Annotated in this window: 15 protein-coding genes; 4 read left to right on the top strand and 11 right to left on the bottom strand. The window is 32.2% G+C overall.

Annotated features, from left to right (window positions below; genetic code table 11):
• Positions 1–179 precede the first annotated feature (179 nt).
• Positions 180–1,280: a fatty acid desaturase family protein gene (locus BUC03_RS01335; protein ID WP_073147448.1), complete on the top strand. Its 1,101-nt coding sequence runs from the start codon at positions 180–182 to the stop codon at positions 1,278–1,280.
• 22 nt (positions 1,281–1,302) lie between these two features.
• Complete coding sequence (locus BUC03_RS01340; RefSeq protein WP_073147450.1) at positions 1,303–2,490, top strand: pyridoxal phosphate-dependent aminotransferase; 1,188 nt, start codon at positions 1,303–1,305, stop codon at positions 2,488–2,490.
• 68 nt (positions 2,491–2,558) lie between these two features.
• Here BUC03_RS01340 and BUC03_RS01345 read toward each other — a convergent pair whose 3' ends face one another.
• From BUC03_RS01345 to trkA, 3 genes are read right to left on the bottom strand one after another with little or no spacing between them, the layout of a single operon-like run.
• A complete protein-coding gene (locus tag BUC03_RS01345; RefSeq protein WP_073147452.1) occupies positions 2,559–3,449 on the bottom strand; it encodes a carboxypeptidase-like regulatory domain-containing protein in 891 nt (296 codons plus the stop codon).
• 2 nt (positions 3,450–3,451) lie between these two features.
• Positions 3,452–4,948 carry a TrkH family potassium uptake protein gene (locus BUC03_RS01350; RefSeq protein WP_073147454.1) on the bottom strand — a complete coding sequence of 499 codons (1,497 nt, stop codon included), beginning with the start codon at positions 4,946–4,948 and terminating at the stop codon, positions 3,452–3,454.
• On the bottom strand, positions 4,948–6,297 hold the full coding sequence (gene trkA, locus BUC03_RS01355; RefSeq protein ID WP_073147456.1) for a Trk system potassium transporter TrkA: 1,350 nt from the start codon (positions 6,295–6,297) through the stop codon (positions 4,948–4,950). The genes BUC03_RS01350 and trkA overlap by 1 nt, the downstream gene beginning before the upstream one ends.
• Positions 6,298–6,431: 134 nt before the next feature.
• On the opposite strand from trkA, the gene ubiE reads away from it, so the two are divergent.
• Together ubiE and porT are read left to right on the top strand one after the other, a co-directional pair.
• A complete protein-coding gene (ubiE, locus tag BUC03_RS01360) occupies positions 6,432–7,160 on the top strand; it encodes a bifunctional demethylmenaquinone methyltransferase/2-methoxy-6-polyprenyl-1,4-benzoquinol methylase UbiE (protein ID WP_073147458.1) in 729 nt (242 codons plus the stop codon).
• Positions 7,161–7,164: 4 nt separating this feature from the next.
• Positions 7,165–7,857 carry a type IX secretion/gliding motility protein PorT/SprT gene (gene porT, locus BUC03_RS01365; RefSeq protein WP_073147460.1) on the top strand — a complete coding sequence of 231 codons (693 nt, stop codon included), beginning with the start codon at positions 7,165–7,167 and terminating at the stop codon, positions 7,855–7,857.
• On the opposite strand, the gene argH is transcribed toward porT, so the two are convergent.
• Genes argH through BUC03_RS01405 form a run of 8 tightly spaced genes read right to left on the bottom strand, consistent with a single transcriptional unit; the run spans position 7,844 to position 15,915 of the window.
• Positions 7,844–9,130, bottom strand: a complete 1,287-nt coding sequence (gene argH, locus BUC03_RS01370) for an argininosuccinate lyase (RefSeq protein ID WP_073147462.1) — start codon at positions 9,128–9,130, stop codon at positions 7,844–7,846. The genes porT and argH overlap by 14 nt on opposite strands.
• 43 nt (positions 9,131–9,173) lie before the next feature.
• Positions 9,174–10,238, bottom strand: a complete 1,065-nt coding sequence (locus BUC03_RS15265; RefSeq protein ID WP_073147464.1) for a M20 family metallo-hydrolase — start codon at positions 10,236–10,238, stop codon at positions 9,174–9,176.
• A 3-nt stretch (positions 10,239–10,241) separates the two neighbouring features.
• Positions 10,242–11,021: an acetylglutamate kinase gene (argB, locus tag BUC03_RS15270; protein WP_073147466.1), complete on the bottom strand. Its 780-nt coding sequence runs from the start codon at positions 11,019–11,021 to the stop codon at positions 10,242–10,244.
• A complete protein-coding gene (locus BUC03_RS01385) occupies positions 11,011–11,961 on the bottom strand; it encodes an N-acetylornithine carbamoyltransferase (protein ID WP_073147468.1) in 951 nt (316 codons plus the stop codon). The genes argB and BUC03_RS01385 overlap by 11 nt, the downstream gene beginning before the upstream one ends.
• Entirely contained in the window at positions 11,958–13,088 is a 1,131-nt protein-coding gene (locus BUC03_RS01390) for an aspartate aminotransferase family protein (protein WP_073147470.1), read from the bottom strand. Before BUC03_RS01390 ends, BUC03_RS01385 begins: the two co-directional genes overlap by 4 nt.
• A 1-nt stretch (position 13,089) precedes the next feature.
• Positions 13,090–14,064: an N-acetyl-gamma-glutamyl-phosphate reductase gene (argC, locus tag BUC03_RS01395; protein ID WP_073147472.1), complete on the bottom strand. Its 975-nt coding sequence runs from the start codon at positions 14,062–14,064 to the stop codon at positions 13,090–13,092.
• Positions 14,057–15,253 (bottom strand): argininosuccinate synthase, encoded by a 1,197-nt coding sequence (gene argG, locus BUC03_RS01400; RefSeq protein ID WP_073147474.1) that lies wholly within the window; start codon positions 15,251–15,253, stop codon positions 14,057–14,059. Before argG ends, argC begins: the two co-directional genes overlap by 8 nt.
• Before the next feature lie 5 nt (positions 15,254–15,258).
• Positions 15,259–15,915: a GNAT family N-acetyltransferase gene (locus BUC03_RS01405; protein WP_073147476.1), complete on the bottom strand. Its 657-nt coding sequence runs from the start codon at positions 15,913–15,915 to the stop codon at positions 15,259–15,261.
• Positions 15,916–16,071: the final 156 nt, after the last annotated feature.

Below are 16,071 nucleotides of genomic sequence, written 5' to 3' on the forward strand. Positions count from 1 at the left end.
CTAACAGTTTTATATTTTTAAACATATAAATTCTATTATTAGAAAAATCTGAAAACAAATTAAGTACTAAATCTAATCTATAATTCGTTTTAAAGTAATTAAATCAAATCTTTATGAAACTTAAGACAGTTTTAAACTGATTAATTTTTAACTTTGGCAATATTTAAGTAGAAATAATAATGACACAATCCCCTATAAAATTTTCTAGAGTAGATTCAGCAAAATTCTTTAGAACATTAAATAAACGCGTAAATAGTTATTTTAAAGAGAATAATATACCAAGAACTGGTAATTGGAAGCTTCATTTAAAGACCATTATCATGTTTTCTCTTTTTTTAACTCCATATTTTTTAATTCTAACTTTAGACATTTCTCAATGGTGGATGCTACTTTTAACCGTAGTAATGGGTATTGGTATGGCCGGAGTTGGGATGAATGTGATGCACGATGGTAATCATGGTGCTTATTCTTCTAAAAAATGGGTAAATAAAATAATGGGTGGTAGTATGTATATATTAGCAGGAAATGTATACAACTGGCAAGTACAACACAATGTACTTCACCATACCTACACTAACATTCACGGTCACGACGAAGATTTAGAAGCTGGTAGAATTATTAGATTTAGTGAACATTCTCAATGGAGAAGATTTCATAAATTTCAACACTATTACTCAATCTTTTTATACGGTCTACTTACTTTTAACTGGGTATTAACTACAGATTTTAAACAAACTAGACGTTATTTAAAAAGAAAATTAGCTTACGGTAAATTACCTAGCCCAATTAAACAATGGAGTACTCTTGCAATTACCAAAGCTCTATATGTGGCTATTTGGATTGTTATTCCTATGATATTTTTACAAATTTCTTGGTGGAAAATTTTATTAGGCTTTTTTATCATGCATTATACTGCAGGTTTAATTTTAAGTATTGTCTTTCAATTAGCTCACGTAGTTGAACATACAGAAATGCCTTTACCTGATGATAAAGGAACAATGAAAAATACTTGGGCTATTCACCAATTATTTACAACAGTAAATTTCTCTACAAAAAATAAAATTGTAAACTGGTTTACTGGAGGTTTAAACCATCAAGTAGAACACCATATTTTCCCGAATATTAGTCATATTCACTACGGAAAAATTTCTAAGATAGTAAAAGAAACTGCTAACGAATTTAATTTACCATATCACGAATATAAAACTACTAGAGCAGCTATTATGGCTCATTTCAGACATTTAAAAGAAATGGGAACAAAACCAGCCGTAGCTGTTTAACTAAACTTTTTTTTGAAAAACCATGCAAGAACAATTATCTGAAAGAATTAACAAGCTAGAAACTTCTGCTACTTTAGCAATGGCAGCAAAAGCCAGAGAATTAAAAGCTGAAGGGAAAAACATTATTGGTTTAAGCTTAGGTGAACCAGATTTTAATACACCAGATTTTATAAAAGAAGCTGCTATACAAGCAATTAATGATAATTATAACTCTTACACACCTGTAGATGGTTATGCTGAGTTAAAAGAAGCTATCATAGAAAAATTTCAAAGAGATAATAATCTTACATATAACCCTTCTCAAATAGTTGTTTCTACAGGTGCTAAACAATCTTTAGCTAATGTAGCAATGGTAATGCTTAACCCTGGAGATGAAGTAATTTTACCATGCCCTTACTGGGTAAGTTACCGTGATATTGTAAAAATTGCAGAAGGTACTCCGGTAGAAGTACAAACTTCTATTGAGAATGATTTTAAAATGACTCCAGAGCAATTAGAAGCTGCTATTACTCCTAAAACAAAAATGCTATGGTATAGCTCACCTTGTAACCCAAGTGGTTCCTTATATAGTAAAGAAGAGTTAAGAGCTTTAGCAGACGTATTACAAAAGCACCCACAAATAATTGTAGTTAGTGACGAGATTTACGAACATATTAACTTTGTTGGTGGTCACGCTTCTATGGCTGAGTTTGAAGATATGAAAGAAAGAACTGTTACTGTAAATGGTGTATCTAAAGCTTTTGCAATGACGGGATGGCGTATTGGTTACATTGGAGCTCCTACTTATATTGCTAGAGCTTGTAATAAAATTCAAGGGCAAATTACTAGTGGAGCAAATTGTATTGCACAAAGAGCAACCATTACAGCTTTAAAGGCTCCAGTAAGTAAAATACAATACATGATAGATAAGTTTAAAGAACGTAGAACTTTAATCTTAAATTTATTAAGTGAAATAGACGGTTTTCAATGTAATGAGCCAGAAGGTGCTTTTTATGTATTCCCTAATGTTTCTGCCCTATTCGGGAAAACTTTTAAAGGAGTAAAAATTAACAATGCTACAGATCTTTCTATGTTTTTACTAGAAGAAGCAAACGTAGCTACGGTTACCGGTGAAGCTTTTGGTAACCCTAATTGTATTAGAATTTCTTACGCAGCAAGTGAAGAAAATATCACAGATGCTATTAAACAAATAAAAGAAGCTTTAGCTTAATTTAGGTTACTAGTTATACAAATTAGTTTTCTTTTATATAAAAAATAAGCCGTTACAGTTGTGACGGTTTATTTTTTATATTTTACATTCAATTTAACTAAAGGTATGCTATACATATTTTTTTTAAAATAAGACAACCTACGCTTTTTCTTCCAAGGTTTACCTCGGTAGCTTCCCCAACTTAATGGTTCTTTAGAATGTGTGTAAACCTGATAAGGATAAGTTGAAGCCATAGTTTTCCCTGTAACCACATCTGCTGGCTTTACTGTTTCTATACCTACGCAAATACCTTGTTTAGGGAACAATATATTTAAACCTTCTACCTCTAATTTTACCGTAGCTTTTTTATTTTCTGGCTTTATGAGTATGGGTTTTACATTTAGAAGTTCTCCTGGTATTCTCTTCTCTTCGTCATACCTATAAAATTTGATTAAAAAATGAGCTTGATTACTTTGCCACTTTTTATTTCTAGAAGAATTCTTTTTAAAATAAAGATAAACATCAGTTAGTTTTCCAGAACGTTTTTTTTCATTTTTAATTAAAACACATTCTTCTAAACCGTAAGCAGACGCAACCCTTATGTCACCATTTCTTTGTAAACCTGCTTTCTTTTCTGAAGTATATTTTGCTTTTTTTACTTTTAATTGAACCTCTTCTATTTCTGCTATTTGCTTCTGAAGAGTAACAGTTATAAATTGTTTATTTATAGCTTTTATAGGAATAATTTTAGGTTTATAACCCAAAAACGATACAAGTAATGTATCGTTTTTATTTTCTTCCGATAAATTCAATTTAAATTCACCATCCGTATTTGTGCTTGCCCCTTTATCTGAATTTAACAATGTTATATTCACATAAGGCAATGCTTCCATAGTAATGCTATCTTTTACAACTCCTGTAATTATTTGCGCTTGCGTATTCACAAAAACAAATAATAACAAAGTAAAAATATAACGCATATTTATCTATTTCTCCAAAAGAATGGGGTTAGTATAATTAATACTGTAAATAGCTCTAATCTACCAATTAACATTAAAAAAGAACACCACCATTTACCTGCAGGTGGCAATACATCAAAATTATTTACAGGACTTAAAGCTCCTAACGCCGGACCAATATTACCTAAAGATGAAGCTGCTCCTGCTATAGAAGTAGGAAAATCTAACCCCAAAGAGGCTAAACCAATAGCTCCAATTATAAATGCTAACATGTATAAAATAAAGAATCCTAGTATATTAAAAACAATCTCGCCTTTAATACTTCTTCCGTTATAACGAACAGGTAAAACAGCATTTGGGTGCAGAGTTCTTTTAAACTCTGTAATACCGTTTCTAATCATTATAATATGTCTTACCACTTTTACTCCTCCAGAGGTTGAACCTGCAGAACCACCCAAGAAAAACATTCCGAAGAAAAATATAGTTAAAAAAGGCGTCCACAAACTAAAATCTGCCGATACAAATCCTGTAGTAGTAATTACGGTTAACACTTGAAATAATGCATGACGAAAAGCACTTTCTGCTTCTCCCCAAACCATAGGATGCGCTATAGAAGAAAGACCTACATCTGCTTGATAATAGACTAAAACAGCTGCAATTGCCGTAAACCCGAATACAAAAATACAGTACCATTTAAATTCCTCGTCATGAAGTACTTTTTGTATTTTTCCTTTAAAACTAAAGTAACTCAATACAAAGTTTGTACCTGCTAAGAACATAAACAATATTAATATATACTGAATGATTGGCTGGTCATTCCAATAGGCAGCACTAGCATTTTTAGTAGAAAAACCTCCTGTAGAAAGTGTACTTAACGCATGATTAATAGCATCAAAAAAGCTCATTCCGGCTACTTTTAACAGTATAGTTTCTGCAAATGTATAGCCTACGTATATAAACCAAAGTCTTTTAGCGGTATCTGTAATTCTTGGTTTTAACTTATCTGCACTTGGCCCTGGAGCTTCTGCTGCAAATAATTGCATTCCACCAATTCCTAAAAGTGGCAAAATAGCTACCGCCAATACAATAATCCCCATTCCACCTATCCAGTGGGTTAAACTTCGCCAAAACAAAATACCTTTAGGCACTACTTCAATATCGTTTAAAATAGTAGCTCCTGTGGTGGTGTAACCAGACATGGTTTCAAAAAAAGCATTAGTTACGGTAGGTATACTTTCAGAAAAAAGATAAGGTAACATTCCGCTTAAGGTCATAAAAACCCAACCAAAAGTTACAATAATATAACCTTCTCGTTTTTTCATTTCTTTACGGTGGTGGCGAGTAAAAAACATAAGCCCTACCCCTACAAGCATGGTAGTAATTGCTGCACCCGTAATTTGCACAGTAACTCCATCTGCATAATACCAACTTACTAAAGAAGCAAAAATCATAAACCCTCCGTTACAAACTAACAGAAGCCCCATAATGTGCAAAATAATTCTATAGTTTAGTTTCGGCATTATAAAAACAGTTTTTCTACTCTTTTAATAGATCTTGGTAAACAACAAACCACTACACGGTCTCCTTCTACTATTTTAAAATCTCCTAGTGCAATAATTCCTTGCCCCTCTCTTATTACTCCACCTATAATAGAAGATCTAGGCAAGTCTACATCTATTATTTTTTTGCCGCACACTTTAGAAGATTTATTTACAATAAATTCTAATAACTCTGCATTCATGTTGGTCAGCTTGGTCATTGCTACCACTTCTCCTTTTCTTACATATCTAAATATATTATTAGCGGCAAGAAGTTTTTTATTGATTAGCGTATTAATACCTATAGAATGACTTAGTTGAAAATAATCCATATTTTCAACTAAAGCGATTGTTTTTCTAACAGTTTTTGATTTTGCTACTAAAGAAGACATGATATTAGTTTCAGAATTACCTGTTAACGCAATAAATGCATCCATATCTTGTATATTCTCTTCTTCTAACAGCTCTACATTTCTACCATCACCATTTATTACCAAAACTTTAGGTAATTCGTCTGCTAAATCAAATGCTTTCTCTTTATCACTTTCTATAAGCTTAACATTAAATTTAGCTTCACTAAGATGCTTGGCAGTCTTTTTTCCTATTTTACTACCACCAAGAATCATAATATTTTTAATCTCTTGTTTTACTTTTCCTGTTAGTTTAAATAGTTCTTCTACTCCATCTTGTGTGGTAACAAAATACACTTGATCTCCCTCTCTAAATTGGGTATCTCCTCTTGGTATTAAGGTATATTGTGTACTAAAACGCTGAATTGCTATAGGTACAAAATGTATTTTCGGATAAATTTCTGCGGCCTCTCTTATGCTTTTTCCTACGAAAGAAGAGTTTTTAGACAATTTAAAACCTACCATAGTTAAGGCTCCGTCTTCAAATTGAAAAGTATCGTTAAAGGCAGATTGACTTAGAAGAAGCTTAATTTCTTTAGCGGCTAATGCCTCTGGTGAAATTAACTCATCTATTCCAAAACGCTTAAAACCTATTTCATCTTTATTTTCTAAAAATTCTGTGTTAGAAATTCTAGCCACCGTACGTTTAGCCCCTAATTGTTTAGCTAATACACACACGGTAATATTAGTTGTCTCACTAGAAGTTACACTAATTAATAAATCTACTCCATTTATATGGGCGTCATGTAAAACTTGAATAGAAGTAGCGTCTCCCTTAATAGTTCTAATATCTAGGTGTGTATCTGCATACTCTAGATTGTTTTTATCTGGATCTATTAAGGTAATATCTTGAGACTCAAAAGAAAGTAATTTTGCTAAATGAAATCCCACTTCTCCAGCTCCTGCAATAATTATTTTCATATTAAGATGAAATTTTTCAAAGTGAAGCAAATATAGGTTATTTTACAAATATGAGATAAATGCTTAGGAAGCAATTTTTTAAATGATGAAGTTATATCTAATACATAAATCTTATCTTTGTAGAAATTTTTGCTATGTCTAAAAAAGTGATTCCTTATAAAGACTCTACCCTTACTAAAAAAAAGCAGGTAGAGCAGATGTTTGATAATATTTCTGAAAATTATGATGGTTTAAACCGCGTAATTTCATTTGGTATTGACACTTCTTGGAGAAAAAAAGTAATTCAGCTTGTAACAGATAAAAAACCAGAAAGTGCTTTAGATATTGCTACAGGTACTGGTGATTTAGCTATAAGTTTGGCTCAAGCGGGAGTACCTAAGGTTATTGGCCTAGATTTATCTGAAGGTATGCTTAGCGTAGGTAGAAAGAAAATTGAAGACTCTTCTCTATCTGGAAAAATTGAAATGATTCAAGGAGATTCTGAAAATTTACCTTTTGAAGATAACAGTTTTGATGCTATTACCGTTGCGTTTGGTGTTAGAAATTTTGAAACGCTTGAAAATGGACTTCAAGAAATATATAGAGTATTAAAGCCTGGTGGTGTTTTTGTGGTTTTAGAAACTTCTGTACCTACTAAATTCCCTTTTAAGCAAGGGTATAAAATACACTGTAAATTGGTATTACCAACTATTGGAAAACTATTTTCTAAAGATAAGGTTGCCTACAAATATTTAAGTGATAGTGCTGCTGTTTTTCCTTACGGAGAAAAATTCAACAATATTTTAAAGAAAATTGGGTTTATAAATGTAAACGATAAGCCTCAAACTTTTGGGGTAGCCACCATTTATACGGCTTCAAAATAATTGTATGAAGAGAATAGTTTTAATTTTAGTCTTACTTTTTGGGTATCAACAAACACAAGCTCAACTTTTTACTAAAGAAAAAATAAGAAACCTTGAAAACTTTGATAAAGCTAGATTATCGTGGGGTTACTATTTAGGGTTTAACTCTTATGACTTTAAATTTGATTACAAAGACCATCCGTCTGAAGATGTTTTGGTAGATAAAAGTATGGGATTTAATGTTGGGCTAGTTGGTAATTTACGTATTAACGATTACTTTGATATAAGATTAGAGCCAGGTGTTGTTTTTGCCAGCAGAAATTTAACTTACCCAGAACTTACAGAAGATAATTTTAGAGAAGTTAAATCTACTTATGTTCACATCCCGCTATTATTAAAATTTTCTACTAAAAGAATAAATAATTTTAAGCCGTTTATTGTAGGAGGGGTATCTACTTCTTTCAATTTATCTAGTAACCAAGATAACCCAGATGATAATAGCTCTGGTGAATTTAGAATGATGAAAAACACCTACTATTATGAAGTAGGTTTTGGTATAGATTTATACCTAATGTTCTTTAAATTTACACCATCTATTAGAGGCGTATTTGCGCTAAATGACGAGCTTAAAAGAGATGTCGATCCAAATAGCGCATATACAGGTAATATAGATAAAATGTCTACAAGAGGTATATTTATCAACTTTACATTTCAATAATATTTTTAAATTTTGTTTTAATCTCTTCTAAACAAAGATTACCAAGGCTACCTTCGTGCGTGTGATTAACAGCTCTATCTCCTGTAAAATCACCATCCATAATTTGCTTACCTACTTCTCGGTAAGCATCTCTAAACGAAGAACCATTCATTACTAATTTATTTACTTCTTCTACACTGTAGAGATAGTCATACTTACTATCTTCTACTATAGAGGTGTTTACTTCTATATGCTGTAACATAAAATTAGTTACCTCTAAATTATCTTTCATCAGCTCGATACCTTCCATAAAATTTTCTTTTAACAACTGAAAATCTCTATGATAACCACTAGGCAAATTATTTGTAATCATCATTATTTCTGATGGTAATTGCTGTATTTTATTAGATTTTGCTCTAATTAGCTCAAAAACATCCGGATTTTTCTTGTGAGGCATAATACTAGATCCCGTAGTTAATTCCTTCGGAAAACTAATGAAGTTGAAGTTTTGATTGATATACAAACATACATCTGAAGCAAATTTAGCTAAGGTTCCAGATACTGATGCTAAAGCAAAAGCTACGGTCTTTTCTAGCTTACCTCTGCTCATTTGTGCAGCTGTAACATTATATTTTAAGGTATTAAAACCTAATAACTCTGTAGTCATTTTTCTATCTATAGGAAAAGAGCTACCATAACCTGCTGCAGAACCTAACGGATTTTGATCTGCAATTTTGTATGCAGCATTCAGCATAATTACATCATCTATCAAACTTTCTGCATAACCAGAAAACCACAACCCAAATGAAGAGGGCATTGCTACTTGTAAGTGCGTATACCCTGGAATAATAATTTCTTTATGCTTTTCTGCTAACTCTAATAAAGTATTAAATAATTGCTGAGTAAGTTTCTTTATTTCTGTAATTTGATCTTTAGCGTACAAATGTAAATCTACCAAGACTTGATCGTTTCTAGATCTTGCAGTGTGTATTTTTTTACCCGTATCGCCTAATTTCTCTACTAAAATATGCTCTACTTTACTGTGTACATCTTCAAATTCTTCTTCTATAGTAAAGGTACCTTCATCTATTGTTTTTTCAATTTCATCTAGAGCTATTAATAAATTTTTTAATTCTTCTTCAGATAATATTTCTATTTTTTGAAGCATTTTAGCGTGTGCTTTACTCCCCAAAACATCATATTTTGCTAATTGAAGATCTAACACTCTATCTTTACCTACGGTAAATTTATCTACTATATTATTTACGGTATATCCCTTATCCCAAAGTTTCATCTTACTATTTTTAAGTGTGTTGGTTTGTTTATTTTAATAAATTCTAATAAAGTATTTTAGAAAATAATTCAACATAAAGCTGAATTCCTTCTTTTACTTCATCTACATAAATATACTCATCTGCACTATGAGAGCGAGTAGAATCTCCTGGCCCCAATTTTAAAGAAGGGCAACTTAATACTGCTTGATCTGATAGTGTAGGCGAACCATAGGTTTCTCTACCTAACTCAACTCCTGCTATAACAATAGGATGATCTAACGGAATTGATGAAGAATTTAACCTAAATGAACGTGCCTTCAATTCAGATTTGGTGTTTTCTTGCAAAAACTTAAAAATCTCCTTATTGCTATATTTATCTGTTATTCTAACATCTATTACAAAATGACAAGTTGCTGGCACTACATTGTGTTGCTCTCCTGCATTTATCTGCGTAACATTCATTTTTACTTTTCCTAAAGTTTTAGAGACTTTAGAAAACTCATAGTTTTTAATCCATAAAATATCTTCCAACGCGTTATAAATGGCATTATCTGTATTCTCGTGTGCCGCGTGTCCTGCAATACCTGGTGCATAACCATCTATTACCAGTAAACCTTTTTCTGCTACTGCCAATTGCATTTGCGTAGGTTCACCAACGACAGCAAAATCTATTGCTGGTAATTCTGCCAACAAACTATTTAAACCGTTGGAACCAGAACTTTCTTCTTCTGCAGTAGCAGCAATTACTATATTGTATTTTAAATTTTCTTGTTCATAATAATAAACAAATAAACTTAACAGAGAAACCAAACAACCACCAGCATCATTACTGCCTAAACCAAACAACTTACCATCTTTAATTTCTGCTTCAAATGGATTATTTGTATATGCTTTATTTGGTTTTACCGTATCGTGATGCGAGTTTAATAAAACCGTTGGCTTTTGCTCGTCAAAATATTTATTGGTTGCCCAAATATTATTTTTAGTTCTATTAGTTTCAATATTAAATTGATGTAACCACGCTTCTATTAATAATGCAGTTTTATCTTCTTCTCCAGAAAAAGATGGTGTTTCTATAAGTTGTTGTAACAGATGTAATGCTTTTTCTTGAAGTTTTTCTATACTCATAACTTATAAACTTAACTGGGTGAATAATGTTGAATTTGATTGAAGCAATTTTGAACTACCAATTACCACATTTGCTACTCCGTTTTTTAAAGCATAAAAACAATTTTGCATTTTAGGTAACATACCTTGGTGAATTTGCTGATTAGCTTTTAACGCTTCATATTTTGCAGTATTTATTTTCGGAATTACCGAATTTTCGTCTTCTACATTTTCTAACACACCATTCTTTTCAAAACAATACATTAATTCTACCTCATAATATTTACTCATAGCAATGGCAATCTCTGCAGTAACTGTATCTGCATTTGTATTGAGTAACTGCCCCTTACCATCGTGACTAATAGCGCAAAAAACAGGAGTAAGTTGAGCTGTAAGTAATTGCTGAATTATTGCTGAATTAATATGATTTACATCTCCTACAAAACCATAATCTACAGGTTCTTTATGCCTTAAATTTGCTTGAACACAATTAGCATCTGCTCCAGACAGACCTAAAGCATTACAATTATTAGCTTGTAATTGAGCAACTATATTCTTATTAAGTAAACCTGCATACACCATTGTAATTACTTCTAAATCTTCTGCAGAGGTTATTCTTCTGCCTTCTACAAGTTTGCTCTCAATTCCTAATTTTTTGCTAGTTGCCGTCGCAATTTTGCCGCCACCGTGAATTAGTATTTTTGGTTCTTTTATTGCTGAAAAATCTTTTAATAGTGTTGCTAAAACTTCAGCATCATCTATTAAATTTCCTCCAATTTTTACAATTTTCAGTTTAGTTTTCATAATCCAATAATTTTAAAAGTACCGTTTGTGCAGAAAAAGTTCTGTTATTAGCCTGCTCAATAACTAAAGAAGCATCACTATCTAACACCTCATCACTAACCACTACGTTTCTTCTTACTGGCAAACAATGCATAAATTTTGCTTGTTGTGTTAGTTTCATTTTCTTAGAAGTAATAGTCCAATCTGTTAACTCTGGAGCAGATTTACCATAATTTTGATAAGAAGACCAGTTTTTAGCATATACAAAATCTGCATCTTTTAAAGCTTCATCTTGGTTATGAATAACCTTTGCACTTCCTGCAAACTCTTTAGATAAATCAAAGCCTTCTGGATTTGCAATTACAAAATCATAATCGGTAGCATTTATCCACTGCGCAAAAGAGTTGGGTACCGCTTGCGGTAAAGGTTTTGGGTGCGGTGCCCAACTTAATACCACTTTGGGTTTTGCTATTTTTTTATGCTCTTCTATAGTTAAAACATCTGCTAGAGATTGTAGCGGATGTAAAGTGGCGCTTTCTAAAGATATTACAGGAACCAAAGCGTGCTTTATAAACTTACTCAAAAAAGCCTCTGCATAATCGTCTTCTTTATTTGTCAACGAAGCAAAAGTTCTTACCCCAATCACATCACAATATTGAGAAATTACAGCAGCTGCTTCTTTAATATGCTCTTGTTTCCCTTGGTTCATTACCGCACCATCTTCCATTTCTAACACCCAACCATCTTTATCTACATTCATCACCATTACTTGCATGCCTAAATTAAAAGCTGCTTTTTGACTGCTTAAACGGGTACGCAAACTCGGATTGAAAAACAATAAACCTAATGTCTTATTTTCTGTATGTTTTTTAAAACCAAACGGATTTTTCTTCACCTCAGCAGCTAGCTGAACAAGTGCATCTAAACTATCAACATTGTTTAAACTAATAAAATTTTTCATGATAATAAGCTTTTTAAAGCATTGGTAAATTGTAGAATTTCTTTTTGCTGAATAGTTAACGGCGGAAGAATTCTTAATAAATTAGGATTTGCTGAAGCTCCTGTAAAAATGTTATGTTCTTCCAGTAATTGAATTCTTAACTCTTTAATAGGAAAATCAAACTCTACCCCTAACATTAAACCTTTACCTTTCACTTGCTTTACTTGCGGGATTTTAGCAAATTCTTCTTTTGCAAAAGCACCTATAGCAATTGCGTTTTCTAAAAGATTTTCTTTTTCTATTACCTCTAAAACAGCCAAACCTGCTGCGCAAGCCAGATGATTACCACCAAATGTGGTCCCTAACATACCAAATTGAGCTTTAATTTTTGGATGAATTAATACGCCAGCCACAGGAAAACCATTTCCCATACCTTTTGCCATTGTAACAAGATCTGCTTCTATATTAGCATATTGATGTGCAAAAAACTTTCCGCTTCTACCATAACCGCTTTGTATTTCATCTAAAATCAATAATGCCTGATGCTTTTCACATGTTTGCTTTAAAAATTTCAGAAAATCTTCTGTAGGCATATCTAAACCTCCTACTCCTTGAATTCCCTCTACAATTACGGCGGCAACATCATCGTTTTTAAAAGCAGATAACACCGCTTCTTCATTATTTAAAGACAAAAATTCTACTGGAAAATTATCTACATTTAACGGAGCAGATAATTTTGCATTATCGGTTACATTTAAACTTGCAGCAGTTCTTCCGTGAAAACTATTTTTAAAAGCTATTATTTTTTTCTTCCCAGTAAAAAAAGAAGCTATTTTTAAAGCATTCTCATTAGCTTCTGCCCCACTATTACAAAAGAAAAGTTCGTGATTTTGATAACCGCTTAATTGCTGAATTTTCTTTGCTAATTCTTCTTGCAATGGCATTTGAATAGAATTAGAGTAAAAACCAATTTTGGCTACCTGTTGCTGTATTTTTTCTACATAATGCGGATGCGAATGACCTATAGATATTACCCCGTGACCACCATATAAGTCTAAATATTTTTGCTCATTTTCATCAAAAACATAAGCTCCTTCTGCGTGAGTTGGCGTGATAGCAAACCTTGGATATACGTTGAATAAACTCATTTTAAAAATAATTTGCTTTTAGTTGAAGTCCCGCATTCTCTGGAAAATCAAATAATAAATTCATATTTTGTATGGCTTGGCCAGCCGCTCCTTTTAATAAATTATCTATTACAGAAGTAATTAAAACCTTGCCATCTATTTTTTGTACCTGAATAAATGCCATATTGGTATTTACTACTTGTTTTAGATTAATAGTTTCTTCTGTTACGTGTACAAACTCACTATCTTGATAATAGGTTTTATAATGCTGAAATAATTCTTCTTGACTTAAAGAAGATTTCGTGTAAACTGAAGCAAAAATTCCTCTAGTAAAATCTCCTCTTAGCGGTAAAAAATTTATTTCTTCAGAAAAACCTGATTGTAAATCTTTTAACGTCTCCCCAATTTCATCTAAATGTTGGTGCTGAAAAGCTTTATAAATAGATACATTTTGATTTCTCCAACTAAAGTGTGAGGTTTCAGTTAATTTTTGTCCTGCACCTGTAGAACCTGTTAATGCATGAATATGAAGCTCATCTTTTAATAATTCATTTTTAGCCAATGGTAATAATGCAAGCTGAATTGCAGTAGCGAAACAACCTGGATTAGCAATATGTTTGGCTTGCTTTATCTTTTCTTTATTAGCTTCAACTAAACCATATACAAATTCTTTTTCTTGAAAAACTGCATCTTTATTCAATCTAAAATCGTTACTTAAATCGATAATTTTTGTAGTTTTTGCAAAAGAATATTTTTCTAAAAACTTTTTAGAATTTCCGTGACCTAGACACAAAAACAATACATCTACCTCTGCATTTACTTGATCTGTAAATTGTAAATCTAAATAACCTAAATCTTGGTGAATAGAGCCTACCAATTCTCCTGGTTGAGAATGGCTATATAAAAAATCTACCTCTACTTTTGGGTGATGCTGTAAACATCTTATTAACTCTCCTGCTACGTAACCCGTACTACCTACAATACCTACCTTAATCATTTTTCTTGTTTACGTGGTTATAAATTTGCATAGAATTGGCTAAAATTTTGGTAAAGCCTTTTACATCGTCTCCAGACCAATTTTTATTCATTTCTCCATATTCTCCAAAATCAGATGTCATTAAATCATGCTTAGACTCTATACCTTGAATCACAAATCTGTAAGGATGCAGTTCTATAAAAACTGTACCGCTTACATTCTGCTGAGTTTCTTCTAGAAAAGTTTCTATATTTCTCATTACAGGCTCAAAATATTGCGACTCGTGTATAAACATACCATACCAATTACCTAATTGTTCTTTCCAATGTTGTTGCCATTTAGAAAGTGTATGTTTCTCTAAATGATGATGTGCTTTAATAATTAAGGTAGAAGCTGCGGCCTCAAAGCCAACTCTTCCTTTTATACCTATAATGGTATCTCCCACATGAATATCTCTACCAATAGCATATTTACTTGCTATCGCTTCTATTTGTTGTATACACGCAACTGGAGTTAGTTCTTTTCCGTTTAGACCAACTGGTTCTCCATTTTTAAATTCAATAGAAATAGTTTTAGATTCTTTTTCTTGCAACGGACTAGGGTAAGCTTCTTCTGGTAACGGCTGATGAGAAGTTAAAGTTTCTGCACCGCCAACACTAGTACCCCACAAACCTTTGTTGATGGAATACTGAGCCTTTTTCCAATCAATTTCATAACCGTGTTTTGCCAAATAGTCTATCTCATCTTTTCTAGAAAGTTGTAAATCTCTAATAGGTGTAATAATTTCTATTTCTGGTACAATTAATTGAAAAATTAAATCGAACCTAATTTGATCGTTTCCTGCTCCCGTACTACCGTGAGCAATGTAGCTTGCTCCTGTTTTTTTTGCGTATTCTGCTAAAGCTATGGCTTGATAAATACGCTCTGCACTTACAGAAAGCGGATAAGTATTATTTTTTAGCACATTACCAAAAATTAAATACTTGATAATGTTATTGTAATACGCATTGGTTTGCTCTAGAGTTGTGTGTTGCTTTACCCCTAAAACATATGCTTTCTCTTCTATTTCTTGTAATTCTTCTGCTGAAAAACCTCCTGTGTTTACAATTGCAGAATGAACTTCTAAATTTTTCTCGTGAGTTAAATATTTTACACAATAGGAAGTATCAAGGCCTCCGCTAAAGGCTAGTACTACTTTATTATTTTTCATTTTAGTTATTTTTTTTGATGGTTAAAGTGAAATAAATTTGCTTTTTTCTGAAGTCTCAACTTTCTTTCTTGCATAAAAGTTTTAAAACTATCCCAAGCTCTTTTTTTATTGATTTCTGTTTGTGCTTGAGAAATTTTACTTAAATCGCACACCATGCCTGTACACAAACACATTTTACGCTCTGTACGTTGTAAAATATCGTGATTACGGCAACTTTGGCAACCTTTCCAGAAAGTTTCATCTTGAGTAAGTTCAGAAAAAGTAACTGGTCTATACCCTAAGTCTGAATTAATCTTCATGACAGCCATACTAGTGGTTATACCAAATAGTTTAGCATTAGGATATTTTTGTTTAGATAAATCAAAAATTGCTTTTTTGATAGCTCTAGCAAGTCCAGAATTTCTAAAATCTGGATGTACAATAAGACCAGAGTTGGCTACGTACTTCTCTCCTTCCCAGTTTTCTATATAACAAAAACCAATTACTTTTTCATTTTGAAAAGCAATAACAGCCTTACCTTCGGCCATTTTTTTTTGTATGTATTCTGGTGCTCTTTTTGCTATACCTGTACCTCTAATTTTGGCAGCTTCTTCCATCATAGTACAGATGGTTTCAGCCCAAGAATAATGGCTAGCATTTGCCACACATAGTGTAAACTCCATATAAAATCGAGTTTTAAAATTAAAAAAAATTGAATTGTATCGTCCTGAGAATAATGCAGAGGTACGTAACCTCGCTAAAAAAATATTACGCCCTTAGGCGGGGACGTCGTAAGCGGATTTCTGTAAGACTAAAAAGCACAGCAGTAGCTTCAGAAG

Origin of the sequence: Mesonia phycicola, from assembly GCF_900141885.1 — a bacterium.
In the GTDB taxonomy this organism is placed as follows: domain Bacteria; phylum Bacteroidota; class Bacteroidia; order Flavobacteriales; family Flavobacteriaceae; genus Mesonia; species Mesonia phycicola.